Below are 23,659 nucleotides of genomic sequence, written 5' to 3'. Positions count from 1 at the left end.
GGCCTGGTGGGCAGACGGCTAAAATGGCGCGGTGACCCCATGCAATTCAGTCTTCCGGCGCGTCCACGTCTGGGCGGGCCCCTGGCTGGCGCTGACCGTCCTGGCCCTGGGCTCAGGGACTGGCGCCCGGAGCCTGAACCAGCCCGGCCCGGCGGTCTCCCGGAGCGCCGTCCATCAGAAAACGGACCAGACAACCCCAGGACAGACGGGGGCGGCCCAGTCCAAGAGGGGCTCGCCGACCATCCCGGCGCTTCCGCAGGTGCCTGGTGCCCGCCCCTTCAACTACCTGCGCGGCGCGCTGCCCCGGCCCCCGGCCCGTCCGGATGAGCGGATGGTCTTCCAGCTGGACGGGCAGGATGGGCCGCAGACCTTCACGCTGCGGCAGCTGGAGGCGCTGCCCACCGTGCGCTACAGCACTTACCACCCGCAACTGAAGCAGCACGCCGTGTATGAGGGCGTGCCGCTGCGCGATCTGGCAGCACTGGGCGGCTTTGTGGGCCGGGACGTGCGGGTTCACGCCAGCAACGGCTTTGTCTCGACGATCCGCGCTCAGGACTATCTGCAGGAGCCGGTGATGCTGGCCTACCACATGGACGGGCAGCCCATTCCGGTGCTGAAGAAAGGTCCGCTGACGGTGGTGCTGCCGCGCACGCCCGAGCGCTTCTACACCCCGCCCTACAGCGCGGCGTGGGTATGGTTTGCCGAGCGCCTGAGCCCGGTGCCGTGACGTCTGCCGCCCCCGGTCGCCCCCGGCACAGGCCCCGCCGGATGGGGTTATCGGTGGCCACGCGCGAGATTACGCTGTCCGCGCTGCCCGCCGCGCTGACCGTGGCACTGGTGGTACTGGCCACCCAGCCGGCCTATCAGGCGCTGATCCACAACGGTACCGGCTGGTCCCCCTACGCCTACCAGGGTCTGGCGCTGGACGTGCAGGCCTACCAGGTGGCCGGACTGACGCCGGGCCTGAGCGCCGCCGAGCGTCTGGAAGTGCGTGACCGGGCGCTGTCCAGCGCGCGTAACCCAGCACAGTTCACGCAGCTGAGAGAGATCGAGGGCTACGGCGAGGCGAGGCTGGCGGTCATCGAGCGCTACCTGCAGCAGGCCACGGTCCCTGCTGCCGCTGAGGCTGCCAAGGAGGCTGTGGCGCTGAACGCCCAGGCCGCCCAGTACGCCAAGGCCATGGAGCGTCAGTACGTGGAGGCGCTGCAGCTGATGCGCCGCGTTCTGCTGGGCACGGCGCTGATTACAGGGCTCCTGAGCGTCACGTCGGCCCTGCGCGCGATGATGCTGTGGCGCTCGGAGCTGGACCGACGGTCCCGCCGCGAGGCCCGCCAGCGCGAGGCCCTGCACCTGGCCAGCCACGAGCTGCGCCGCCCGCTCCAGTCGCTGATGCTGGCCAGCGACCTGCTACGGCACGCCGACACCCATGACCAGCGTGTGCATCTGCTGGGCCTGATTGAGGACAGCGCCGCCCAGCTGGCCAGCCGCACCGACCTGAGCCGCCTGAACGACCTGTACCTGGACGTGACCCTGCGTCCCCGCCCGCAGGATCTGCGCCCCCTGCTGGAGCGCTTCGCGGGCGCCCGCACGGAACTGAGTCTGCCGGCCGTGCCGCTGGTCTGGCCGGTGGACGGGGACCGGCTGCGCCAGATCGTCGAGAATCTCGTCGAGAATGCCCTGAGGTACACCGAGGGGCCGGTTGAACTCACGCTGCGGAAGGTGGACGGTCAGCCGGAGATTGAGGTGTGTGACCACGGCCCTGGCCTGGACGCCGAGCAGCACCGGCTGGTGTTCTTGCCCTACGAGCAGGGGCCGGCTGGCCTGCGCGCCGGCCAGGGTCAGGGGCTGGGCCTGCCGCTGGTACGCCGCTACGCCCGTGCCCACGGCGGCGACGTGGCCCTGACAAACACGCCCGGCGGCGGTCTGTGCGTGACCGTGCGGCTCGGCCTGCCGCTGGACGCCCGCTCCCCGGTGCGGGACGATCCACTGCCCGCCTGAACTGTTCTGGCCAGACGGCGCCCGGCCGGTTACCACCGTGTCGTGTCTCGCCTATCGGGTCTGGCCTATCAGGGAAAGGTTCCAGGCCGCACCGGCTGGCCTCAGTTCACGTCGGCCACGTCGGCGAGCAGCCCGGCCAGCTGCTCCTTGGCCCGGAAGACCCGGCTCTTGGCCGTGCCCAGCGCCACCCCCTGAATGCGGGCGATGTCCTCGTAGGGCAGGTCTTCCACGAAGCGCAGCACCACCGCCTCGCGGTAGTCCTCGGGCAGTTGCAGCAGGGCGCGCTGCACGCGGTCCTGGGCGTCGGCGCTCTCGGCGGCCCGCACCGGGGACCGCGCCTCGGAGGTGACCTCGAAGCCCACGTCCTCGCGCGCCTGCTCCAGGCTGAAGCGCTGCAACTGCTTGCGGCGGTGAGACTCAATCTGGGTGTTGCGCGCCACCTGATACAGCCACGGCAGCACCCGCTCGCCGGGCCGGAAGGTGCGGATGCTGCGCCACGCACGGTAAAACACCTCCTGCGTCAGGTCCAGCGCGTCTTCACTGTTGCCTTCCAGGCGGTACAGGTAGCCGTACATGCGGCCCTCGTACTCCTGGACAAAGGCGTACCACGCGGCCTCGTCGCCTGCCGTCAGCCGCTGCAGCAGCTCCGGCGAGACGAGGTCGGCGGGCACGGTCCCCGGCGCGGAAGGCGGGACAGAGGGATCAGTCGGCGGGGTCACGTCACGCCTACCATACCGTCCCGGTCCGCCGCAGGGGAACGAATTGTCCGGGGTCCGTACTCAGAGGGCAGGGACTCAGGGGCAGGGGGCCACACTGCCCGCCGACCGGCCCCGCGTGGATTCCAGAATCCGTCTGGGCGCGCTAGCATGCCGCCCGGACCACCCCTCTGCCCATGACCACGCCTTCTACCACCACCGAACCCGCCGCAACCGGCTTCCTTGACGCCCTGCGTCCGCTGCTGCCCGACCTCAGCGTGGGCGCGCTGCTGGGCTTTGCCACCGCGCTGGCCCTCAAGGCAGTGGGGCGCATCGTGCTGATCGTGGTCGGCCTGCTGTTCATCGCGCTGCAACTGCTGTCGTATTTCGACATTGTCAGCGTGAACTGGTTGCAGCTTCAGGCGCTGGCCGAACCGGCCCTGCGCCGGGGCGGCGAACAGGGCGGGGAGTGGTTGCAGCGGGTGCTGCTGGCCAACCTGCCGTTCGCCGGGGCCTTCACGGCGGGCTTCGTGCTGGGCCTGCGGATGCGCTAGCCCCGGCTCAGGCTGTGTCGCGCATGATCAGGTGCGGCTGGAACCGGCGTGCCCGTGGCGGCCCGCGGAACCCGCTCAGGCGCGTCAGCAGCAGTTGGGCGGCCTCGTAGCCCATCGCCTCCACCGGCTGGTGCAGGGTGGTCAGCCCGCGTGCGGCGGCCCACGGCTGATCGTCGAAACCGATGATCCGCACGTCCTGCCCCGGTGTCAGGCCGCGCACCCGCGCCTCGTCCAGCAGCGCCCCCGCCAGCAGATCGGCCGAGGCGAAGACCGTGCACGGCAGCCCGCCCTCCCTGCGCTGCGCGTCGTCCAGCAGCGCAGCGGCGGTGTTGCGGGCGGCCAGGGTATCGAAACTGGCGGTGTATTCCGTGTCCATCTCGCGCCCGGCCGCCGCCAGGGCCTGGCGGAAGCCCTCGCGGCGGTCCTCGAAGACGCGGGTGGTGAACAGCTGGTCCAGCTCGGTCTCCACCCAGATTGCGTACAGCGCCCCCGGCAGCGTGGCGGCGTACTCCCCGGCCAGCCGCCCGCCGGCCAGATTGTCCATGTACGAGCAGTCGGCGTCCTCGGTGTAGGCGTCGACCAGCACGGTGGGCTGCTGGGTCCGCAGGCGGCGCTCGTGAAACACCTTGGTCAGGTTGTACGTTGCCATGACCAGCCCGTCGGCCTGGTACGCCAGCGTGTGCGAGGCCAGGTAGCGCTCCAGCCGGGACCGGTCCAGCAGCGGGAAGATCGCCACGTCGTAACGCGCCTCCTGAAAGGCCGTTTCCAGCCCGTCCAGCAGCCTGGTGTAGAACTCGGTGGTCAGAACCGGGAGCAGCACGCTGATGGTGTAGCTCTTGCCGCCCGCGATGCGCCGGGCGTGCGGATTGGGCGTGTAGTCAAGGGCCGCGATGGCCTGCAGCACCGCCTCGCGCGTGGCCGGCTTGACCGCCGCGTGGTTGTTCAGCACCCGTGATACGGTGCCGACGCCCACGCCAGCGCGCTGGGCGACATCCTGAATGGTGGGGTTTCGCATGATCAGGGGGCCAGGATACCCCGGAAGGTGGAAGAGGTTCCACGACTTTGCCCCCGGCGCTGCGGCCCCGCACGTCCTGTGCCGCCCACTGGCGGTTAGCGGCCCGCTCCGGCCTTCTGCGCTTTGGGCGCGTACTGCGCCACGCCACCGGCCGCCGCGAACTCGGCCTGCAGGTCGGCCAGTGGTTTGTCGGGCATGCTCGCCGGGTCACCGGGCAGGGTACGGGCGAACACTTCCAGGGCGTCCGGGTAGCCGTCGCCGTCCGCATCGGCATCGGCCTTCAGGACGGTGTACAGCACGTCGGCAAACTTGCCCTGCTGGCCCGCCGCCGCGTCGGCCCTGAAGCCTGCGCGGACGGCCTCGCCAAAGGGATTCCAGGGTGCACCGCCGCCCTCGTTGACGTGACAGAAACTGCAGGCCATCACCCGGCGGTCCAGCTCCCACAGCGGGTTGCCCTGGTCGTAATGGAGCTGAACAATGGCCTGGGCGCGGTAGCGGGGCATCGCCAGCGCAACGGGAGCGGCCAGCAGCACCAGCGCCGCCAGCCCGCCGCCCACCACACGGACGCCCAGTCCCGGATGGGAGATCAGTGCCGGACGGCTCAGGCCACCCATCCCGGCCCCGTGAACTCGCCGCCCAGAATCGAGCGGGCGTCCAGACTCAGCCACTTCTGAAGGCCCTCGGCGTACACGCCCCGGAAGTCCTGGCGGTACTTGATGTCGCCTTCCGACAGGTCTTCCAGGTCCGGGCTGCTGCCGTGGACACCGCCGCGCACGCCCGCGCCCAGCGCGAACATCACGCTGCCCTTGCCGTGATCGGTGCCGGCGCTGGCGTTCTCGGCGACCCGCCGACCGAACTCGGAAAAGCCCATGACCACCACCCGGTCAGCCAGCCCCTGCTTCTGGATGTCGGCGTGAAAGGCCGCCAGCCCGGCGGCCAGCGTGGCCAGCAGGTCGTCCTGCTCGGCGCGCTGCCCAGCGTGGGTGTCGAAGCCGCCCAGCGACACGTAGATGATGCGCTGGCCCACCCCGGCGGCAATCAGGCGGGCGGCGTCCTGCAACTGCGCGGCGAAGCGGCTTTCCGGATAGGCCGCGCCGGACCTGTACTTTTTGACATTCTGCTGCACGCGCGCGGTGTTTTTCATCATCTGGCGGGTGGCGCGCAGCAGGTAGTCGGCCTCGCCGACACGCGGCGCGTTCAGCATGGCGTCAAAGGCCCCGTCCAGCCCCTGCGGCAGCTTGACCCCGAAGGTGTCCACCCGCTCGATGCTGGGCAGGCTGAAGGTGTCGGCCCGCAGCGCCAGCGGCGTGGTGCCGCCGATGTTGGAAGCGCAGAAGGGATCGCCGATCTTCTCGGCCACCCGTCCGATCCAGCCGTCGGCGCCGGCCTGGCTGGGGTCGGCGGTGTGCCAGATCGCCATGCTGGCGAAGTGGGAGCGGTTGGGGTTGGGGTAGCCCACGTTTTCCATCCAGGCCAGCTGTCCGGCGTCCCACAGGCCCATCAGCGGCTTTAAGGCGGGGTGCATGCCCAGATCGGGCGTCAGGGTCAGCACGTCCCTTTTTGGAATGGCAATGCTGGGCCGCGCGGCGTAGTACGCGCCGTTGCTGTAGGGCACCAGGGTGTTCAGGCCGTCGTTGCCGCCGGTCAGTTGAACCACCACCAGCGTCCGGTCGCCGGTCGCCTGGGCCGCCGCGCGGGCCAGAAAGCCGGGCATGCCGGTGGTGGCGGCCACGGCCAGGGCCGAAAGTTTCAGAAAATCACGTCTGTCGGGCATAGGGAACCTCGGGTGCGGAAGGGGGACACAAGAGCGTGGACGGCGCTGCCGCGCTCACGCCAGCTGAAACTCGGGGCTGACCAGCGCCAGATACAGCCGCTGTCTGGGGTTCAGGCCGTTCAGGGCAGCCTGCACCGGGCCGTTCTCGCTGCCGAACAGCGCCAGGTCGCCCGGCACGGCACCCGGCGGGGGGGCTGTGCCGCCCAGCGTCAACGCGGCGGCCACCTGCATGCGCGTCAACAGCGTGGAGTCGTTGATCCACTCGCGCCCGCCGTCCCAGCCCTTGACCGTGTCGGGCTGCAGCAGAATCTGACCCATCCTGCCGGCCGTCTGGCTCAGGTTCAGCAGCTGCCGGGCCTCCAGCCGGGGCTGCCCCAGCGTGCGTACTGCGGCCACCATGTACTCCACCGGCCCCCGGATGATGCTGGCACGGTGCTGGGGAGCGTAAAAGGCGGCGCTGGACAGCAGTTCCTCCAGCACCGCGCCGAGGTTGCCGCCGGTGCGGCGGAAGGTTTCGGCGCTGCCCTGCACGGCCGCCTCATCGGGCGTGTCAGCCACAAACGCGCGGTGCAGCTTGCGCGACACGAACACGGCGGTCTGCGGGTGCGTGGCGGCGATGCGAATCACGTCCCCGAAGTCCAGCCTGCCGGTCTGCCCCAGATACGTCTTCTGGCCGTCGTCGTGCTGTCTGGGATTGAAACTGGCGCTCACCGGCTTCAGATAGGTGTTCTTGACGTTGCCGCCGCCCTCGAAACTCCAGCCGGTCAGCGCCCGCGCGCCCTCGCGCACGTCCTGTTCGGTGTAGTTGGGCTTGCCGGGCTCGCCTATGCCAAGGGTAAACAGTTCCATCAGCTCGCGGGAGAAGTTCTCGTTGGGTCGGCCCTTCTTGTTCCTGTCGTTGTCCAGGTACCGCAGCATGGCAGGCGTCTGCGAGACCTCCAGCGTGAAGCGCTCGAAACTGCTTCCTGCCGCGTGCCGGCGCAGCAGCCCCAGGTAGGCGGCCAGGGCAGGGTGGTTCTTTACCTTGTCGGTGCCGATCACGAAATGGTTGCTCCAGGTCAGCGCCAGCCGCTCGCGCAGGGGGTGCGGGCCGTACATCAATTCAAACAGCCACGCGGCGCGGGTCAGTTGCAGCATGGCGCCGGGGGTGGCCCCCACCGCCGGGTCAAACGGGTTGTCGGGGGCCGTCCGGGCATCGAAGTTCAGGGCATTTCTCGCCACCGTGCGGGCAGGTTGACCCACCAGGGCGCGAATCTGGGCGTCGGTGGCGCCGTAGGCGGTGCGCCGCAGAAAATGCGCGGCGTCCGCTGGGCTGAGGTTGTGGGGATGGGGGGTCAGGCTCACGGGTCTTCTCCTTGCAGGGGCGTGGGGCTACGGGTTAGAGGCGTCGGCCTTCAGGAAAGTTCCCAGGCCCGCCGTGTCCATGCGGCGGACCCCGGCCAGCGCCGAGTCCAGGGCAGCTTGCGGCAGGTTGCCCACCAGCCACACGAACCCGCCCCCCACCCGGCGCGAGGCGATGCCCGGCGCGGCGCGCACGGCTCTGGACGCAACGACCAGCGCAAAGACGTTCAGGCCATCGGTCAGGCTGACTTCCAGCCCGCCGCCGGGCCGGCTTCTGACCTCCACCGGCTGGATGCCGGCGGGCAGACGCAGGCCCGGCAGGGCCGTGAGCAGCGCGCGGCGCAGGCCGTCAGGCGCGGACGGCAGCGTCACCCGCACCGCCACGGGTCTGGCATTGACCTTCACGAACGCGGCGCGGCGGGCCACGCTGCCGTCCGGAAAGCTTTCTTGGTACGCCAGCGGAATGTTCCATTCCTGATCGATCCACAGCGTCCAGCGGGCGGCCTGCCCGGTTTTCGGAATCAGCTCGAAGCGGGCGGCAGGGCGGCTGGCGACAGCCTCTATCCCCACGCCCCTGACGGTAAAATTGCGTGCCAGCAGGGCCGGGCGAAACGTCACGCGCGGCAGCGCCGCCGCCGTCCGGGTGGGCGTGTCGCGCGGCGGGAACAGCACCGTCACCTCTACCGTGCCGCGCGCTTCCAGCATGCGTGCCCGCTTCAGCGCGGCCAGCAACTCGTCGGCGTCGGAGGCCCCGGCCGCGCCCGACAGGGCCAGCAGGCCCAGCAGCAGGCCCCTGGGCCACACGCCGCTCACCAGCCGTCCCCCCACGCGCTCTGGTACGCCTGGTACGCCGCGCTGGGCGGCAGTTCCGGCGCAGGCCGCAGCACGGTCAGCCCGGCCACCGCCGCGGCCGCGGCCAGCAGCGTGGCCAGCGTGCCTGCCCGCATTCGGCGCTGGCGCGAGCGCCGGGCGCGGTGGCCGTCCAGAAACCGTTCGGCGGCCCCCTCATCGGCGGGCGCCGGGGCGCGGGCCTGGGCCAATAGGGCATCGAGGTCGTGTTCATTCATGGGCAAATCCTCTGGCGGGTGAGAAGCGGCAGCAACGGTGCCGGGCGGGCCGTCACGGTCTGATTCCGGCCCGGGTCAGGTAGGCCCGCAGCGCGGCGCGGCCCCGGTTGATGCGGCTCTTGACGGTGCCCAGTTCGGCCCCGGTGATGGCGGCGATCTCGGCGTAGTCCAGCCCCGACAGTTCGCGCAGCGAGACCGCCTCGCGCTGGTCCTGCGGCAGGGTCTGCAGGGCCTGGGCCAGCCGCGCCCGCAGGTCAGCCTGCTCGCCGGCGCGGACGGGATCGTGGGGGGCAGCGGGTTCGGGGCCGCCCTCCAGCGACACGGTGGGGTGACCCTTGCCCCGGAGCGCCTTGTGGCAGGCGTTCAGCGTGATGCGGTGCAGCCAGGTGCTGAACGCCGCCTGGCCCCGGAAGCCTCTCAGCCCCCGGTGAACGGCGATAAAGACGTCCTGCACCACGTCGTCCGCCGCGCCCGGACCCACCAGACCGGCGGCCAGACGGTAGACCCCGGCGGCGTGCCGTCTCACCAGCATCTCGAAGGCCGCCTCGTCGCGCACAGCCTGGCGGGCCAGTTCCAGATCACTGGGGTCCAAGTGGGCCGGGTGCCGATCAGCAGAGTGCGATCCGGAGACTTCCGGCGCGTCGGGGGCCGACACGCGGAAGGGGGTTGGGTTGGAGGCCGGGGGGTCACTCAAGCTCACCTCGTCCCTTGGAGGACGCGAAGGGGCGGAAAGTTCCCGGATGTCCGGCACGCCGGCGCGGTCAGGGGCCGGCACCGGTCCGGGTGGGCGTGTTCTAGACTAGCCGCATGACGGCCCGGACTCCCCTCTCGCGCTCCGCCGAGGATTACCTCAAGCAGCTGTACGTGCTGGGCCAGTCGGACCGGGCGCAGGCCGAACGCGCCGCCGGCGGGCCGGGCAAGGTCAGCACCCAGGCGCTGGCCGACGCGCTGGAGGTGGCCCCGGCCAGCGTGACCGGCATGCTGCGCAAGCTCACCGAGCAGGGGCTGGTGTCGCACGCGCCGTACCAGGGCGCGGCCCTGACCGCCGAGGGCGAGCGGGTGGCGCTGGAGGTGCTGAGGCACCACCGCCTGCTGGAGCTGTTTCTGCACCGCGCGCTGGGCGTGCCGCTGGACGAGGTCCATGAGGAAGCCGAGCGGCTGGAACACGCCCTGAGCGAGCGGCTCGAAGCCCGCATCGCCGCGTGGCTGGGCGATCCCACCCACGACCCGCACGGCGACCCCATTCCCACGCTGGAGGGCGAGGTGCCTGAACGCGCCGAGCGCCGCCTGTCACAGCTGGCAGCCGGAGATACCGGCACAGTCTCACGGGTGCCCGACACCGACGCGGCGCAGCTGCGCGCCCTGGTGCAGGCGGGCCTGACCCCCGGCGTGCGGCTGCGCATTCTGAGCGTGGACGCCGCGCTGGGCACCCTCAGCGCCGAGCTGCTGCCTTCAAGCGGGGAAACGGCAGGCGGGCGGCTCACGCTGTCGCTGGGGGTGGCGGCCCAGGTGGGCCTCTACGCGCCAGACCGATCTCTCTGAGACCTGACTTTTCTCCTCCACGCACCATTGTCCTGACCCTTTTGGCCTAGCATGGGCCTGTGAACGGATTACGGCTGGTTCTTTCCATCCTGACAGGGCTGGCGGCAACGCTGGTGACCTACAGCGTCGTCTTCGTGCGCGGCGATCTGGGCGGGGTCATGGGCTACCTGCGGGCCAGGGGAGCGCTGCGCCGGCTGACCGAGGGCGGCGCGGACGCCGGAGCGGTGGCGGCGGCGCAGGACGCGCTGCGGACCCTGGGGGCGCAGGTGGGTGACCCGGCGCAGGCCGCCCGCCTGATTCCGCTGGCGCTGCTGATCGGGCTGGCGGCAGGCTACGCGGTGTGGCGCGTCTTCGGGCGTAAGCAGACGCAGCAGGGCCGCCCCGACGTGCAGGAGCGCATGGTCTACCGCCTGGCCTGGCGCAAGGGCGGCGCGTTCACCCTGGAGGACCTGGCCGAGAGCAGCCCGCTGGACGAGGCCCAGGCCCGCGCCGTGACGGCCCGGATGCTGGAACTGGGCCGCCTGACCCGCGACGGCGAGGCGTTCGTGCTGCGCCCACCGGGGCGGGCATGACCTTCTGCGCCAACGATCTGGCCGCCCTGCTGGACGAGGCCAACCACGCCCCCTGGGAAAGCGTGCGGGCGGCCCTGGCCCTGATCGACGGCCAGCCGCACCCGCGCGTGGGCTGGCTGACCAGCCACCTGACCGCCACCAAGCGCGACTGCTGGGCGCAGATTGCCGCCGCCACCGGCGCCCCCGCCCCCGACGACGCGGCCGGCCTGACCCGCCTGATGGCCTGGGAGGTGGACGCCGCCCGCGCCCTGAGCGAGGAGGCGCTGCACACCCGCCTGACCTTCAGCGACGGGGACATGACCGTGGCCGAGGCGCTGCGCCTGAATGCCCGCCACACCGCGTGGCACGCCGGACAGATCGCCGCGCTGGCGAACCCTGTCCGCCTGGCGTAGCGGCCGGTCATGGCCGAGCAACGCCCCTTCCTGACCGAGGCCAGCCCACGCGGCGAGCAGACGGCTGCCGCCGCACCGGACGCCCTGTTCGATCTGGCGGTCAACCGGGCCTGGGCCGCCCTGCGCGGCCTGCGGCCCGCTGACCCGGCCGCAGCGCTGACCACCGGGTTTCTGGCAGGCTGGCATGCCCGCACCCGCTTCGCGCGCCGCGTGCCGCTGAACGCCGTTAGGGCCGCGGTCTCCCGCCGACCCAGCGGCGGCGAATGGCACTGGGCCGGGGGACCGCAGGGGGGCTGGGTCGAGGGCAAAGCGCCGTTTCCGTAGCGCCGGGCCGCTGCGTGGGCCGCCCCGGCCAAATCGCAGCCCGGCCGCAGCACCTGAACTGCTCCGCTCAGCCTGACCCGGTTCTCGCGTCAGACGCGCTGAACGACACCACAAGAACGGGTCCACCCCCGACACCGGTCAGGGATGGGCCTCGAACGCCTGTGCCTTGGGGGCTTACAGCACCAGGGCGATGGGTTTTTCCAGGGCTCCGGCCACGCGGGCCAGGAACTGTGCGCCCTGGGTGGGATCCACGTCACCGTTGAGGCTCAGGGCGGAGCGGCCATCCTGAACGCGGCCCACGCTGAGGGTCAGGGTGTGGGGGAAGTGCAGCTCATCCACGTCCAGCGCTCCGGCGTCGGTGACCAGCAGGTCAGGGGCGCTGTCCTGGGCGGCGTGCGGGGCCTTCAGGGCCTCACGCAGGGCCGCGCCTGTGATGGGCTGATCCTGGCCGTCGGCGCCGTACAGGGCCACGCTGCCCAGGTCCAGTCCCAGCGCGTCGGCGTGGTGCCGGGCGGCGCGGGCCACCAGGAACGCCAGCGAGACGTTCTGGTCCAGCGCCTCGGACAGTTGCGCGCACAGCTCCTGGGCCGCGCCCATCCGGGCGTCGCGGCGCAGATAGGTGCCGAACCATACGGCGGCGGCAGGCATGGCCGGGCTGGCGGCCACGGAGCCGGGAACCACGGCGGCTTTCACTTCCGGGGCTTCCAGTGCGGGGGCCTGGGATTCAGAGGCCTGGGGTTCGGGGGCCAGCAGTTCCGGCTCGGCCAGTTCGGCGGCGTAGACCTGCTCGGAAGCGGGCAGTTCGGCCACGGGCGCTTCGAGGGCCGGGACCTCAATGGCCGGGGCTTCGATAACCGGCGCGTCGACGGCTGGAGCCTGAAGGTCCACCTCGGCCGCGGCCACGTCGGGAGTGTCCATTTCTGGCGCGTCCGTTGCGGGCGCGTCCAGCTCAACAGCCGGAGCGCTGACAGCAACCGGTTGGAGGTCGGGCTGAGGGGGCTGGTGGGTGGAGGCAAAGGTCAGGTCGTGCTGGCCCAGGGTGGGCGCGGCAGGCTGGAGATCGGGGATCGGGGCGGGGGGCGCGGCCTCGGGCTCCTTGTCCTTGCGGTACAGGCGCGAGAGCAGCCCGCTCAGGCCGCCAGCCGCAGTCTCTGCAGGGGCGCTGGCGGCAGGCACGTGCACGTCCGGAACCTGCACGTCCGGAACATGGACCTCTGGAGCGGCCACGGGTTCCGGAGCGCTCAGGCTGGGGAAGGCGGGTTCGGGGGCCGGGGCGGAGGGCTGGTAGGGGGGCTGGTAGGGGGGCTGTTCGGCCTGGGCCTGTGCCGGGGCAAAGGACCAGTTGGTGGCGATGGGCTGCGGCTCGGCAGCCAGCGGCGCGTCCAGATGATCCATCTCGTCGTCAAGCTCGAAATCCATGGCGTCGTGGCTCAGGCTGGGCGCGGCCGGGGTGGCGGGCACCTCCGGCGAGCGGACCTGCGTGACGAAGTCAGCGATGTCGCTGTCGATCCCGGCCTCGCTGAGCTGAGCTGCGCTGAACATCCCGGCGGGCAGCTGCTCGTCGCCGGTCCAGCCCTCGGGCATCTCGTCAACCGGGGTGGACGGCGGCTCTTCCTCGCCGCTCATGATGCGTGACAGGTAGTTCAGGATGTCCTGCTCGACGATGGTGCCGCCCGCGCCGGACCCCCGCAACTGCTGCCACTCAATACCGTTCGCTTCCGCCAGAATCTTGGCGAGCGGAGCAATCTGTTCCATTCCTTTCCCCCTTTGCTCGCCCATCTCCAGACTCATGGGCGTCCGTGCGGCGCGTCTGCCCCGTTCCCATCCAGGGGGAACCGCAAGGCAGACGCGGGCAAGGTCATGGTGGCAGAGTGCCGCGCCCACTCTGACAACGTTCTTTCAAGTCCTGCCCGCTGGGTGGGGTTCTGCACGTGGCCCCCCTCGCGTGCCACGGTCTCTCCACTCTCCAGACAGGGCGGCATGGCACAGCCTCCCGGCCGCCCGGACTGCGCCCGGATACGGGTGCTAGGCTACGGGCCGTGTCGCTGCGACCGCCGCCCCGAACGCCTCAGCGCAGGCGTGCATGAAGGTGAGGCAGGCGGGACCCGGCCACAGGAGCTGCCATGTTGATACTTGAAGAGATGCAGGCGCGCGGCCACGAGAGCCTGACGCTGCTTCACCACGCGCCCAGCGGCCTGAAAGCCGCGCTGGCCGTGCATTCCACGGTGCTGGGACCGGCCATCGCAGGCGTGCGCCTGCGCGAGCAGGACGAGGAGCTTGCGGTGCGCGGCGCGCTGGCCCTGTCCGAGAGCCTGACCCTGAAGGCGGCGCTGGCCGGTCTGAACTACGGCGGCGGCGCCTGCGTGCTGATGATGCCCGAGGCCGGCGTGGACGACCCACACGCCCGCGAGGCGCTGTTCCGGGCGCTGGGGCGGCAGGTCCGGCCGCTGTCGACGCGGGCGGTGCTGACCGAGGACATCGGGGTCACGCCCGCCGACATCGCCTTTGTGGCGCAGGAGACCCCGGCCACGCTGGGCATGAACACCGACACCAGCGCCATCACCGGCTACGGCGTGTACCGGGGTATGAAGGCCGCCGCCCGCTTCGCGCTGGGCGCCGAGAGCATGCGCGGCGTGCGGGTGGTGATCATGGGGGTGGGGGCCGTGGGCCGCTCACTGGCCGCCCACCTGCACCGCGAGGGCGCCAAATTGACCGTGGCTGACAACCGGACCGAGCGCGCCTACGCGCTGGCCGATCAGCTGAGCGGCGTGGAGGTCGTGAGCTGTGGCAGCGCGCTGGACGTGCCCGGCGACATTCTCGCGCCCTGCGGCTTCGGCCACAGCATCCACAGCACGGACGTGCCCCGGCTGCAATGCCGCCTGATTGCCGGGGGCGAACACCATCCCCTGACCCGCCGGGGCGAGGAGGCCGTCAAGGAGGCCGGCATCGTGTACATGCCCGACTTCGCCATCAACTCGGCGGGCCTGATCGCCGCCGCCACCGGGGCCGACATGAACGCCGCCGCCGAGCAGGTCTACCAGACCATCAGCCGCATCACCCACGTGGCCGAGCAGTACAGCAAGCCCCCCAACGTGGTGGCGCGCCGCATGGCCGAGCGGCGCATCGAGCTGATCGGCAGCCTGGGCCGCGCGTGAGGTGGCCGATGGTGGAAGATAGGCCCATGTCGTTCTCAGATCTTCTCTCCCTGTCCCGTCCCGGAGGCACGCCATGACCTCCCCCTTCGTGATTGGCGTGGCGGGCGGTTCGGGCAGTGGCAAGACCACCGTGACGCGGCGGGTGATGGAAACGGTGGGCGAGCAGGGCGTGGCGGTACTGGCGCAGGACAACTATTACCGCAGCCAGGACGAGATTCCCTTCGAGACGCGGCTCAAGACCAATTACGATCACCCGGCGGCCTTCGACTGGGAGCTGCTGCGCGCGCATCTGGACGCGCTGCTGGCAGGCGTGCCCATCGACATGCCCGAGTACGATTTCACGCAGCACACCCGCTCGGCGCGCACCACCACCGTGTTGCCCGGCAGCGTGGTGGTGCTGGAAGGCTTCTTCGCCCTCTACGACGATGAACTGCGCAAGCGCATGCACCTGAAGGTCTTCGTGGACGCCGACGCCGACGTGCGCTTTATCCGGCGGCTGCTGCGCGACACCGGCGAGCGCGGGCGCACCCCCGAGAGCGTGATCTCGCAGTACCTGGAATTCGTGCGCCCCATGCACCTGAGCTTCGTGGAACCCACCAAGCGGTACGCCGACGTGATCATTCCCCACGGCGGCATGAACGAGCCCGCGCTGGACATGCTGGCCGCAAGGATTCGCACGACGATCTGACAGCGCGGGGAGGCCGGTCTTCTAGCGCAAGACGGGCTGGGCCTGCGCCTCCACGCTTTCTTCCTGATGGGGCACGGGCGGCGGGGTGACCTGTAAGCCTGCGTCCTCCCCGGCCCAGGCCATGAAGGCGTTCAGGCCACGCCGGAACAGGATCGGGCGCTTCTCCTGCTTGCCCAGCTTGCGGACCTTGCCGTTCGGCCCCGGCTGGGGCGCGGGCAGCTCGGGAACCAGCGCCCAGTTGACGTTCATGGGCTGGAAGTTCTTGGGGTTGGCGCTGGCGAGGTAACGCACCAGCCCGCCCAGCATGGATTCGGCAGGCGGCGTGAGCGGCTCCAGACCACGCGCCAGCCGCGCCGCGTTTGTTCCGGCCAGCCAGCCCGTCGCGGCACTTTCCAGATAGCCCTCTGTTCCGGCCAGCACGCCCGCCACCAGCTTCTGCGGATCGGCGCGCAGTTGCAGGGTGGAGTCCAGCACCTGCGGCGCATTCAGGTAGGTGTTGCGGTGCATCACGCCGTAGCGGACGATCTCGGCGTCGTGCAGGCCAGGGATCAGCTGCACCACCGCCTTCTGGTCACCCCACTTCAGGCCGGTCTGAAAGCCCACCAGGGACCACAGGCGGCCCTCGCGGTCCTCCTGGCGCAGCTGCGCCACGGCGTAGGGCCAGCGCCCGGTGCGCGGATCGTCCAGGCCCTTGGGCGACATGGGGCCGAAGCGCGGGGTGTCCACCCCCCGGCGGGCAATCTCCTCGATAGGCATGCAGCCCTCGAAGAATTCCAGCTTCTCCCAGTCGTGCGGGGTGTGGCTGCGGGCCTGTTCCAGCGCACCGAAGAAGGCCAGATACTCGTCTTTGGTAAAGGGGCAGTTGATGTAGTCGGCGCTCTGGTCATAGCGCCCGGCCCGCCAGCACACGTCCATGTCGATGCTGGCAAAGTCGATGACAGGCGCGGCGGCGTCGTAGAAGCTCAGACGTTCGCTGCCGGTCAACCGCGCCACGTCGGCGGCCAGCGCGTCGCTGGTCAGCGGGCCGGAGGCGATCACGGCGATGCCTTCCGGCACGGCCTCCACCTCGCCCTCAATCACCTCGATCAGCGGGTGTTCGCGCACGGCCCTGGTGACCCGCGCGCTGAATTCGTCGCGCTCGACGGCCAGGGCATTTCCAGCGGGCAGCCTGGAGACATCGGCCGCCGTGACGATGCCGCCGCCCACACTGCGCAGTTCGGCCTGCAACAGCCCCTTGCTCTGGCGCTCGCCCTCGCCGCCCAGCGAGTTGCTGCACACCAGTTCGGCAAAACCGCCGGAACGGTGCGCGGGGGTCATTTTCACGGGCCGCATCTCGTGCAGCCGCACGCGCACGCCCTGGCTGGCGGCGGCCAGCGCGGCCTCGGAACCGGCGAGGCCCGCGCCGATCACGGTAATGGAAGGAGAGGTGGACATGGTCATGCGGGCAGTCTAGGGGAGGGTGCGGGCTGAAAGGGTGACGCAGGGAGGCCACCCCGCCTGCCAGATACATTGGCCGCATGAACCTTGATCAGCACTACGTCGACCCACGCCTGGTGCGCTGTACGACGGCGATAACAACCGGGAGGACAGCGACTTTTATCTGGGCTGGCCGCTGAGTTGAACGCCAGCACCATCCTCGATGTGGACTGCGGCACGGGTGTCCTGACTCGCCGGGTGGCAGCAACGCCGGGGCGTCAGCTGACGGGCGTGGACCCCGCGCCCGCCACGCTGGCCTATGCCCGGCAGCAACCGGGAGCAGAGCGGGTGCGCTGGGTGGAGGGAGCTTCGGGGGCACTGGACACGCCTGGGCCTGGGTTGACGTGACCGGGGTGCAGCCGGACCGGGTGCGGTTGGTGGCCCACAACGTATTCCTGGACACCGGCGACGACGTGACCGTCGAGAGTGAACTGCGCTTCCACAGCCGGCAGGAGATCACCAGAACTCTGGAGAGGGCCGGATTCACCCTTGAGCAGGGAGGCGGCGACTGGCAGCGGCACACCATCACCTTGGCCAGCCACGTGATGGTGTTCGTGACCCGGGCGTGAGCGGCAACAGCAGCCCAGGGGTCAGGGCCGCAATCCACCCCTTCTGCGCTGGCTAGAATCCACGGCAGATGCGCCTGGCAATCATCGCGGACATACACGGTAACCTGGACGCCCTGCGGGCCGTGCTGGCCGACGCGCAGGCCCAGGGTGCCGAGCAGATCGTGGTCAACGGCGACGTGGTCAACCGGGGACCGGATTCGGTGGCGGCGCTGGAAACGCTGCTGGCCCGCAGCGACGTGAGCTTCACGCTGGGCAACCACGACGATCTGCTGCGGCTGTGGGATGCCCGCAGCACCGATCTGCCTGCCGATTGGTTCGGCGATCCTTTCTGGGGGGCCACCGACTGGAACGCCACGCAACTGGACCGCGCCGGACTGCTGCACACGCCTGCCGACTGGCCCATGACCCACACGCTGCATGCGGTGGGGCTGCCGCCTGTGTTGATCGCCCACGGCTCGCCGCTGCATTACCGCGAGGGCCTCAGCGAGAGGACACGGCCGGAGCGCGTGAAGGAATTGAGTGCCGGGCACGGCGTGCTGATCGGGTCGCACATCCACCGCCCGGCCCAGGCGCAGGTGGGCGGTGTGCTGGTGCTGAACACCGGGGCGGTGGGTGCCCCCGCCAATGGTGACCCGCGCGCCCAGTACCTGCTGCTGACTGCCGAGCCCACAGGCTGGAAGGCGGAATTCCGGGCCGTACCGTACGACCGCGCGGGCGTGCTGGCCCGCTTCGGCAGCAGCGGGCTGCTGGACACTGGCCTGAGCGCACAGATCTTCAGGGAGGAGATCCTCACCTCACGCAGCCTGTACACGCCGTACTGGCAGTGGACTGAAGACCGGGCTGTGCCCCGTGACGCCCGCACCTGGGCCACCTTTCTGGACCGCCACCTGTCTGCCTGCCGGACATGAAAAAACCCGCCCCCTGAGGGGCGGGCGGGCCAGATCAGGCTTTACTTGAAGGTGGGGGGAATCAGCACGCTGTCGATGGGGTAGATGGCGCTGTTGCCCACGATGATCGGGGTAACGTTCACGGTTGCGCCGGTGAGGACGCCGTTGGTGGCCACACCGATCCGCAGCACGCCCGCTTCCCTCTTCAGGTCCAGGCTGCTGCTTTCCAGGCTGCGCAGCTGCGCACCGTTCAGGTCAGCCTCGGTTACACGGCCAGAGACAACGTGGAAGCTCAGCACCTGCTTGAGCAGTGCCTTGTCGGCCAGCAGACGGTCCAGGGTGGCCTTGGGCACCTTGGCGAAGGCGTCGTTGGTGGGGGCGAAGATGGTCACGTCGGTGGCCATCAGGGGGGTGGTCAGTTCGGCGGTCTGGAGCAGGCTCAGCAGGGTGCTGAACTGGGGCTCGGCTTCCAGACGCTGCTGCAGGGTCATGGCGCCGGTGGCGGCCGCCGGGGTAGGAGAGACAGGGGCGGCTACGGCCACGGCCACAGGAGCGGTGGTGGCAGGCGCCGTCGTCACAGGGGCGGCGGGCGCGGGGGTAGGTGCAGGTGCAGGCGCTGGAGTAGGTGCAGGCGCGGGTGCAGGCGTCGCGGCGGGGGCCGGCGCGGGCGCGGGCGCAGCGGTGCTGGTGGTCGCGGCAGGAGGCGGCGCCGGAGTGGGGGGCGCGGGCAGCTTCAGGGTGGGGGGCAGCATCACCTTGTCGATCACATAGATGACGCCGTTGTCGGCGCTGTCGACGGTGGTGGTGACCTTGCCTTCAGGGCCGACCATCTGCGTGCCGCCTTCCAGCTTCAGGTTAATGCTGCTGCCTTCCAGGCTGCGCAGCTGGGCATTTTGAGACAGCTGCTCGCCCGTGAGCTTGCCGGTCACGATGTGGTACAGCAGCACCTGCTGCAGGGTGTCGGGGTTGCTGGCGATCAGGGCCAGCGTATCGGCGTCAACCGCCGCAAAGGCCTCGTTGGTGGGCGCGAAGATGGTGTACTCGTTGTCCATCAGGATATCGGTCAGGCCGGCGTCACTGAGGAGGGACCGCAGGGTACTGAACTGGTCATCTGCCACGATGACGTCGTACAGCGAGTTGGTGCTCATCTCGACTTCGGTGGTCGCGTCCGTGGTGGCGGTGTCGGTGGTCACCGTGGTCGTGTCCGTTGTGGTCGTGTCCGTCGTGGTCGTGGTGGTATCCGTTGTTGTGGTGGTGTCCGTCGTGGTGGTGACGTCGGTCGTCGCCGCCGTTTCGGTGGTCATGGTGGCGCCACTCAGCGGAAGGGCCGGAATGCTGCTGATGGTGGCGGCGGGGGCGGCCATGGCCATCTCCGCTGCGGGCGCGGCCGCGGTGGCCGGGGCCTCTACCACCGGGGCGGCTTCCACCACGGGCGCTGCCTCGACGGGCGCGGTGGCCTCGGGGGCCGCGCTGGCGGGGGCGGGCATCAGCACAGTGTCGATCACATGGACAATGCCGTTGCAAGCGACGACGTCGGCCTTGATCACGGTGGCATTGTCAATCATGACCTTGCCGCCGCTGACGGTGACCAGGAAGCTGGAACCCTGGGCGGTCTTGCCGGACGTCATGCCGGTGACCTGCTTGGCGGTGACCTTGCCAGGAACAACGTGGTACAGCAGGATGTTCTTCAGGGCATCGGCGTCGTTCAGGACGGCCGCCAGGGTGTCGCTGGGCAGCTTGGCGAACGCAGCGTTGGTGGGCGCGAACACCGTGTAGCTGCCGCCCTGCAACGTCTCGGTCAGTCCGGCTGCTTCCACGGCGGTGGCCAGCGTGCTGAAGTTGGGGTCGCTGCTCACGATCTGCGCGATGGACATGCAGGTGGCGGCGGGCTGGGCGGCAGGCGCACCGGCGCCGCCAGCGAGGGCGGGGGTCGCCAGGAGTAAGCCAAGCGTAACGAGACTGGTCTGCTTCTTCATGAAATCACCTCTGAACAGAAATAGGGTTGTTGCTTGTCCGGCATCCAATCTTCACCACCCCAGATGAAAATGCAACTTAGGCAGGGATTAAGACAGAACAGGTAAATGAAAGGGACAGCCCGATTGACTGTCCTCTCACGCCATACTCATGGGATTTCAGCGCCGGGTGTCTGCGGATTACGACCCAGCGGGGTCCCTACCCCCAGATCAGCCGAAGTACTGGGACAGGTCGGCCTCGGCCACCAGCACGTCCCTGGGCTTGCTGCCCTGGTGCTTGCTGACAATGCCCATGGCCTCCAGCAGGTCCATCAGTTTGCCGGCGCGGGCGTGGCCCACGCTCAGGCGGCGCTGCAGGCGCGACACGCTGCCCTGGCCCTCCTCGATGCAGATCTGTGCGGCCTGTCGCAGCAGCGGATCGCTGAAATCCATGCCGCTGCGGTCACCCGGCCCGCTGGCCATGACCTCGCCCTCGAAATCCGCGCCATAGGCTTCCACGAAGTCGTCCTCGAAAACCATGCGGCGCAGCTCGTCACTGATGCGGGCAGACTCGGCCTCACTGATGTACGGGCCTTGCAGGCGCACCGGTTTGACCTGACCCGGCTGGTAGAACAGCATGTCGCCCATGCCGGTCAGCCGCTCGGCTCCCATGCTGTCCAGAATGGTGCGTGAGTCGTGGCTGCTGCTGACCGCAAAGGCGATGCGCGCCGGCACGTTGACCTTGATCAGGCTGGTCAGGATATCCACGCTGGGGCGCTGGGTGGCCAGAATCAGATGCATGCCGGTGGCGCGGGCCATCTGCGCCAGCCGCATAATGGCCGACTCCACCTCCTTGGGGCTGGTGATCATCAGGTCCGCGAGCTCGTCGATGATGATCACCAGATGCGGCAGTTCGGTCTCGCCGGTCTGGCGCATCTTGGCGTTGTACTGCTCCAGATTCTTGGCGCCCACCGCGCTCATCATCTTGTAGCGCCTCTCCATGTGGGCCACCGCGCCCAGCAGCACGCCCGCCGCGTCCACCGGGTTGGTCACCACGCTGCGGACCAGATGCGGAATGCCGTCGTAGGGCGTGAGCTCCACCATCTTGGGATCGATCATCAAAAAGCGCAGTTCACCGGGCAGGTACTTGAACAGCAACGAGGTGATCAGCGTGTTGACGCACACCGACTTGCCCGAGCCGGTGCTGCCCGCCACCAGCAGGTGCGGCATCTTGGCGAGGTCGCCCACCACCAGCTCGCCGTCGATGCTCTTGCCCAGAATCACCGGCAGCTTGGCCCGGGTGTGGCGGAAGCCGGGGGCGGCGGCGGCCTGATGAAAGGTCACGGGCTCGCGCTCGGCGTTGGGCACTTCCAGGCCGATCACGCTCTTGCCGGGGACCGGGGCCTCCACACGCACGCCGCCCACCGCCAGGGCGCGGGCCAGATCGTTGGACAGGCTGGCAATCCGGCTGATCTTCTCGCCGGGCGCGGGCTCGATCTCGTAGCGGGTGACGGTGGGACCGCGCGCGTAGTCCACCACCTTTGCCTGAAGGCCGAAATGTCGCAGCGTCTCGTCAATCAGCCCGGCCCGCTGCCGCGCCGAGACCTCCAGTGCCGCCGTGTTGTGCGCCGCCGCCGGAATGGGGTCGAGCAGGCGGTCGTCGGGCAGGGCCAGCGCAATGGCGCCGACAGGATTGGTGGGCCGCTTCTCGGCCCTGGACGCTCCGGCGCCCCCGTTCTCCCACGGGGGCGTGGCGGGCACCGGGGCACCTGCACGCACGCCGCCGCCGCCCAGCATCGGCTCGGCCTTGCGGGCAGGCACCGCGTCCAGCGAACGGCCGGTAGGGGTGGACGCAGGCCCGAACGGCAGGTCATCGTCATCCCAGCCGGAGAAGGGATCAACGCCGCCCATCTCTGTTGTTCCCGCGGTGGAGGAGGGATGCATGGCGGCTGTGGGCGGCGCTCCCCAGGTGGCCGGGTCAGCTGTGGCCGTGATGGTGGTGGTGCGATACGTGGCCGGGATAGGACCGCCTGGAGCACTGCCGGGGACAGGCTCCTCCCCGGAGAACTCCTCGGCGGCGAAGCCGTCGCTCGCGAAGTCGAAGTCCAGGGTGGGCAGAGCGGCGGGAACAGCAGGCTCCTGGGTGGCCGCTCCGGTGATGGCCTCGGCGCGGCGCAGGGCTTCCTCCTGGGCCTGCGTGAGGCGCGTCCGCCAGCGGTCCTGCTCGCGCAGGGTGCCGTCGGTGTCGTCGGCCAGCGCCGCGGCCAGCTCACCCGCCACCTCGGTGGGGGCGCGGTCAAAGGCGGCCACCAGATCGGGCCAGCCGGGGTACACGTCGGCCCGCGCCCGCCACGCGGTGAAGTCGCGGCTGACCTCCTGCCACGCCACCTGCCGTTCGCGGTGCGCCGGCCACTCGCGGGCCAGCGCGGCGCTGTCGGCCTTGGCCAGCGCCTTCTCGGCAGCCACGCGTTCGCGCTCCAGTCGGCCTGCCCGCCCGGACAGGCGCTGGATCTCGGCAACCATGCCCCGGCGCAGACGTTCCAGCGCGTCGCACGCCTGGGTGCTGGGCAGCGCCACGCTCAGCTCGTGGCGGCCCAGGCGGATCTCGGCGGCGCGGGCCTCGGCGTCTGCCCCAGCGTCGGGGGCCTCCCGAGCCACCAGTTCGCGCAGGTCGCGGGCGGCGTTGCCGACGAACAGGCGCACACTCTCCTGCCAGTGCTTCAGGTCCCGCTCCAGACCCTTGAGACCCGCCTCGTCGTGGCCGCGCACCTCGCGCTGGGCGACCTTGAGTTCGGCCTGCTGGGTCCTGATTTCACCGGCATCGGGGTACAGGCGGCGCAGGGTGTCGAGTTCGCGGGCGTGCGCCATCAGGCCGGCGCGGACGCCGCCGCGGGCACGGGCCGACTCGATACCGTCCTGGCGGGCCTCGATGGCCCCCTGCACCCCGGCCGACGCGCCGCCCAGCCACACGCTGAGCTGCCGGAAGATGGCCTTGAGCATGCTCAGCGGGGTCAGCCGCAGCATCAGTTCCAGGCCCAGCGTCAGCGTGACCAGCGGCAGCAGGACCGCCGCGTAGCTGAGCGTGCTGGTCAGCGGCCCCATCACTGCCCCGGCGCCCTGGCCCGCCGCCCCCGGCTGAAAGACCTCGTGCAGCGCCAGCAGCGAGGCCACCACCACGGCGGCCCCCAGCACCCGGCGGGTGAGGTTGCGCAGGTCGCGGCCCAGAAACACCAGCGTGCCGTAGGCCACGGGAATGATCGGCAGCAGGTACGCGCCCCAGCCCAGCCAGTCCAGCAGCAGCGTGCGCGCCCCGCCCATGAAGCCGGCCGCGCCACCGGTGCCGGGCGTGGCCGCCCCGGTCTCGGCGGGCAACAGCAGCGTCACGGCCAGAAAGATGCCCACCGCAAACAGCACCAGGCCCAGCGCCTCGCCGTCGAAGCGGCTGACCGGGGGAGAACTTTTGGCACGGGCCTTGGACATATGCGGCAGTGTAACGCAAAGCGCGCCGGGCCATCCGGGAATTGAGGCGTCCAGTACGGCGTTTGGGCGCAAAAGGGCGGCCCTGGCCCCTCCTCTCCCCCGTCCCCCCATGCGGTCCCGCAGGCGCGTCACCCGCCGCCTCGGCCCACAGCACCTGAGCGGCTGCCCATAATGCGGG

Annotated in this window: 23 protein-coding genes and 1 pseudogene; 12 read left to right on the top strand and 12 right to left on the bottom strand. The window is 70.3% G+C overall.

Annotated features, from left to right (window positions below):
* Positions 1 to 259: 259 nt before the first annotated feature.
* Both IEY31_RS11800 and IEY31_RS11795 read left to right on the top strand, forming a co-directional pair.
* Positions 260 to 727 (top strand): molybdopterin-dependent oxidoreductase, encoded by a 468-nt coding sequence (locus IEY31_RS11800; RefSeq protein ID WP_229723539.1) that lies wholly within the window; start codon positions 260 to 262, stop codon positions 725 to 727.
* A 41-nt stretch (positions 728 to 768) separates the two neighbouring features.
* On the top strand, positions 769 to 1,998 hold the full coding sequence (locus IEY31_RS11795; RefSeq protein WP_188972164.1) for a sensor histidine kinase: 1,230 nt from the start codon (positions 769 to 771) through the stop codon (positions 1,996 to 1,998).
* Between the two features lie 101 nt (positions 1,999 to 2,099).
* On the opposite strand, the gene IEY31_RS11790 is transcribed toward IEY31_RS11795, so the two are convergent.
* Complete coding sequence (locus IEY31_RS11790; RefSeq protein WP_229723537.1) at positions 2,100 to 2,669, bottom strand: RNA polymerase sigma factor; 570 nt, start codon at positions 2,667 to 2,669, stop codon at positions 2,100 to 2,102.
* Between the two features lie 221 nt (positions 2,670 to 2,890).
* Between IEY31_RS11790 and IEY31_RS11785 the strand changes: the two genes are divergently transcribed.
* Positions 2,891 to 3,247: an FUN14 domain-containing protein gene (locus tag IEY31_RS11785; RefSeq protein WP_188972160.1), complete on the top strand. Its 357-nt coding sequence runs from the start codon at positions 2,891 to 2,893 to the stop codon at positions 3,245 to 3,247.
* Positions 3,248 to 3,254: 7 nt separating this feature from the next.
* On the opposite strand, the gene IEY31_RS11780 is transcribed toward IEY31_RS11785, so the two are convergent.
* The 7 genes from IEY31_RS11780 to IEY31_RS11750 all read right to left on the bottom strand — a co-directional run bounded on the left by IEY31_RS11780 (position 3,255) and on the right by IEY31_RS11750 (position 9,138).
* A complete protein-coding gene (locus tag IEY31_RS11780) occupies positions 3,255 to 4,262 on the bottom strand; it encodes a LacI family DNA-binding transcriptional regulator (protein ID WP_188972158.1) in 1,008 nt (335 codons plus the stop codon).
* Between the two features lie 95 nt (positions 4,263 to 4,357).
* Positions 4,358 to 4,876: a hypothetical protein gene (locus IEY31_RS11775; RefSeq protein WP_229723536.1), complete on the bottom strand. Its 519-nt coding sequence runs from the start codon at positions 4,874 to 4,876 to the stop codon at positions 4,358 to 4,360.
* Positions 4,864 to 6,036, bottom strand: a complete 1,173-nt coding sequence (locus IEY31_RS11770) for a DUF1501 domain-containing protein (protein ID WP_188972156.1) — start codon at positions 6,034 to 6,036, stop codon at positions 4,864 to 4,866. The genes IEY31_RS11775 and IEY31_RS11770 overlap by 13 nt, the downstream gene beginning before the upstream one ends.
* Before the next feature lie 54 nt (positions 6,037 to 6,090).
* Positions 6,091 to 7,380 carry a DUF1800 domain-containing protein gene (locus IEY31_RS11765; protein ID WP_188972154.1) on the bottom strand — a complete coding sequence of 430 codons (1,290 nt, stop codon included), beginning with the start codon at positions 7,378 to 7,380 and terminating at the stop codon, positions 6,091 to 6,093.
* 27 nt (positions 7,381 to 7,407) lie between these two features.
* Complete coding sequence (locus IEY31_RS11760; RefSeq protein ID WP_229723535.1) at positions 7,408 to 8,190, bottom strand: transcriptional regulator; 783 nt, start codon at positions 8,188 to 8,190, stop codon at positions 7,408 to 7,410.
* Positions 8,187 to 8,444 carry a hypothetical protein gene (locus tag IEY31_RS11755; RefSeq protein WP_188972150.1) on the bottom strand — a complete coding sequence of 86 codons (258 nt, stop codon included), beginning with the start codon at positions 8,442 to 8,444 and terminating at the stop codon, positions 8,187 to 8,189. Before IEY31_RS11755 ends, IEY31_RS11760 begins: the two co-directional genes overlap by 4 nt.
* Before the next feature lie 52 nt (positions 8,445 to 8,496).
* A complete protein-coding gene (locus IEY31_RS11750; RefSeq protein WP_308424326.1) occupies positions 8,497 to 9,138 on the bottom strand; it encodes an RNA polymerase sigma factor in 642 nt (213 codons plus the stop codon).
* A gap of 113 nt (positions 9,139 to 9,251) precedes the next feature.
* Here IEY31_RS11750 and IEY31_RS11745 point away from each other — a divergent pair, with 113 nt between their 5' ends.
* The 4 genes from IEY31_RS11745 to IEY31_RS11730 are packed head-to-tail and all read left to right on the top strand — an operon-like array spanning position 9,252 to position 11,274.
* Complete coding sequence (locus IEY31_RS11745) at positions 9,252 to 9,986, top strand: metal-dependent transcriptional regulator (protein ID WP_188972148.1); 735 nt, start codon at positions 9,252 to 9,254, stop codon at positions 9,984 to 9,986.
* 59 nt (positions 9,987 to 10,045) lie between these two features.
* Positions 10,046 to 10,558, top strand: coding sequence for a hypothetical protein (locus tag IEY31_RS11740; RefSeq protein ID WP_188972146.1), 513 nt, complete (start codon positions 10,046 to 10,048; stop codon positions 10,556 to 10,558).
* Complete coding sequence (locus IEY31_RS11735) at positions 10,555 to 10,950, top strand: DinB family protein (protein ID WP_188972143.1); 396 nt, start codon at positions 10,555 to 10,557, stop codon at positions 10,948 to 10,950. The genes IEY31_RS11740 and IEY31_RS11735 overlap by 4 nt, the downstream gene beginning before the upstream one ends.
* A gap of 9 nt (positions 10,951 to 10,959) precedes the next feature.
* Complete coding sequence (locus IEY31_RS11730) at positions 10,960 to 11,274, top strand: hypothetical protein (protein ID WP_188972141.1); 315 nt, start codon at positions 10,960 to 10,962, stop codon at positions 11,272 to 11,274.
* A 174-nt stretch (positions 11,275 to 11,448) separates the two neighbouring features.
* Here IEY31_RS11730 and IEY31_RS11725 read toward each other — a convergent pair whose 3' ends face one another.
* A complete protein-coding gene (locus IEY31_RS11725; protein WP_188972139.1) occupies positions 11,449 to 13,029 on the bottom strand; it encodes an E3 binding domain-containing protein in 1,581 nt (526 codons plus the stop codon).
* 368 nt (positions 13,030 to 13,397) lie between these two features.
* On the opposite strand from IEY31_RS11725, the gene IEY31_RS11720 reads away from it, so the two are divergent.
* Positions 13,398 to 14,429, top strand: a complete 1,032-nt coding sequence (locus IEY31_RS11720; RefSeq protein WP_188972137.1) for a Glu/Leu/Phe/Val dehydrogenase family protein — start codon at positions 13,398 to 13,400, stop codon at positions 14,427 to 14,429.
* 73 nt (positions 14,430 to 14,502) lie between these two features.
* Complete coding sequence (gene udk / locus IEY31_RS11715; protein WP_188972135.1) at positions 14,503 to 15,117, top strand: uridine kinase; 615 nt, start codon at positions 14,503 to 14,505, stop codon at positions 15,115 to 15,117.
* Between the two features lie 21 nt (positions 15,118 to 15,138).
* On the opposite strand, the gene trmFO is transcribed toward udk, so the two are convergent.
* Positions 15,139 to 16,551 carry a methylenetetrahydrofolate--tRNA-(uracil(54)-C(5))-methyltransferase (FADH(2)-oxidizing) TrmFO gene (gene trmFO / locus IEY31_RS11710; protein WP_188972226.1) on the bottom strand — a complete coding sequence of 471 codons (1,413 nt, stop codon included), beginning with the start codon at positions 16,549 to 16,551 and terminating at the stop codon, positions 15,139 to 15,141.
* Positions 16,552 to 16,710: 159 nt separating this feature from the next.
* On the opposite strand from trmFO, the pseudogene IEY31_RS11705 reads away from it, so the two are divergent.
* From IEY31_RS11705 to IEY31_RS11695, 3 genes and pseudogenes are all read left to right on the top strand, one after another.
* Positions 16,711 to 16,941: pseudogene (locus IEY31_RS11705) on the top strand (class I SAM-dependent methyltransferase); the annotation flags it as partial.
* Positions 16,938 to 17,162 carry a hypothetical protein gene (locus tag IEY31_RS11700; RefSeq protein WP_188972133.1) on the top strand — a complete coding sequence of 75 codons (225 nt, stop codon included), beginning with the start codon at positions 16,938 to 16,940 and terminating at the stop codon, positions 17,160 to 17,162. The pseudogene IEY31_RS11705 and the gene IEY31_RS11700, both read left to right, overlap by 4 nt.
* Before the next feature lie 68 nt (positions 17,163 to 17,230).
* A complete protein-coding gene (locus IEY31_RS11695) occupies positions 17,231 to 18,070 on the top strand; it encodes a metallophosphoesterase family protein (RefSeq protein WP_188972131.1) in 840 nt (279 codons plus the stop codon).
* A gap of 41 nt (positions 18,071 to 18,111) precedes the next feature.
* Here IEY31_RS11695 and IEY31_RS11690 read toward each other — a convergent pair whose 3' ends face one another.
* Together IEY31_RS11690 and IEY31_RS11685 are read right to left on the bottom strand one after the other, a co-directional pair.
* Entirely contained in the window at positions 18,112 to 20,025 is a 1,914-nt protein-coding gene (locus tag IEY31_RS11690) for a fasciclin domain-containing protein (RefSeq protein ID WP_188972129.1), read from the bottom strand.
* Between the two features lie 207 nt (positions 20,026 to 20,232).
* Entirely contained in the window at positions 20,233 to 23,481 is a 3,249-nt protein-coding gene (locus IEY31_RS11685; RefSeq protein WP_188972127.1) for an FtsK/SpoIIIE family DNA translocase, read from the bottom strand.
* Positions 23,482 to 23,659: the final 178 nt, after the last annotated feature.

This window comes from Deinococcus aerolatus (assembly GCF_014647055.1).
Taxonomy (GTDB): domain Bacteria; phylum Deinococcota; class Deinococci; order Deinococcales; family Deinococcaceae; genus Deinococcus; species Deinococcus aerolatus.
This window is presented reverse-complemented; position numbering and strand designations above follow the sequence as displayed.

Bases quoted from the DNA above. Each gene is read 5' to 3' on its own strand.
- udk (WP_188972135.1), top strand. From the start codon at position 14,503: ATGACCTCCCCCTTCGTGATTGGCGTGGCGGGCGGTTCGGGCAGTGGC.
- IEY31_RS11730 (WP_188972141.1), top strand. From the start codon at position 10,960: ATGGCCGAGCAACGCCCCTTCCTGACCGAGGCCAGCCCACGCGGCGAG.
- IEY31_RS11690 (WP_188972129.1), bottom strand. From the start codon at position 20,025: ATGAAGAAGCAGACCAGTCTCGTTACGCTTGGCTTACTCCTGGCGACC.
- trmFO (WP_188972226.1), bottom strand. From the start codon at position 16,551: ATGTCCACCTCTCCTTCCATTACCGTGATCGGCGCGGGCCTCGCCGGT.
- IEY31_RS11755 (WP_188972150.1), bottom strand. From the start codon at position 8,444: ATGAATGAACACGACCTCGATGCCCTATTGGCCCAGGCCCGCGCCCCG.
- IEY31_RS11725 (WP_188972139.1), bottom strand. From the start codon at position 13,029: ATGGAACAGATTGCTCCGCTCGCCAAGATTCTGGCGGAAGCGAACGGT.
- IEY31_RS11785 (WP_188972160.1), top strand. From the start codon at position 2,891: ATGACCACGCCTTCTACCACCACCGAACCCGCCGCAACCGGCTTCCTT.
- IEY31_RS11685 (WP_188972127.1), bottom strand. From the start codon at position 23,481: ATGTCCAAGGCCCGTGCCAAAAGTTCTCCCCCGGTCAGCCGCTTCGAC.
- IEY31_RS11745 (WP_188972148.1), top strand. From the start codon at position 9,252: ATGACGGCCCGGACTCCCCTCTCGCGCTCCGCCGAGGATTACCTCAAG.
- IEY31_RS11770 (WP_188972156.1), bottom strand. From the start codon at position 6,036: ATGCCCGACAGACGTGATTTTCTGAAACTTTCGGCCCTGGCCGTGGCC.
- IEY31_RS11795 (WP_188972164.1), top strand. From the start codon at position 769: ATGGGGTTATCGGTGGCCACGCGCGAGATTACGCTGTCCGCGCTGCCC.
- IEY31_RS11775 (WP_229723536.1), bottom strand. From the start codon at position 4,876: ATGGGTGGCCTGAGCCGTCCGGCACTGATCTCCCATCCGGGACTGGGC.
- IEY31_RS11720 (WP_188972137.1), top strand. From the start codon at position 13,398: ATGTTGATACTTGAAGAGATGCAGGCGCGCGGCCACGAGAGCCTGACG.
- IEY31_RS11735 (WP_188972143.1), top strand. From the start codon at position 10,555: ATGACCTTCTGCGCCAACGATCTGGCCGCCCTGCTGGACGAGGCCAAC.
- IEY31_RS11780 (WP_188972158.1), bottom strand. From the start codon at position 4,262: ATGCGAAACCCCACCATTCAGGATGTCGCCCAGCGCGCTGGCGTGGGC.
- IEY31_RS11695 (WP_188972131.1), top strand. From the start codon at position 17,231: ATGCGCCTGGCAATCATCGCGGACATACACGGTAACCTGGACGCCCTG.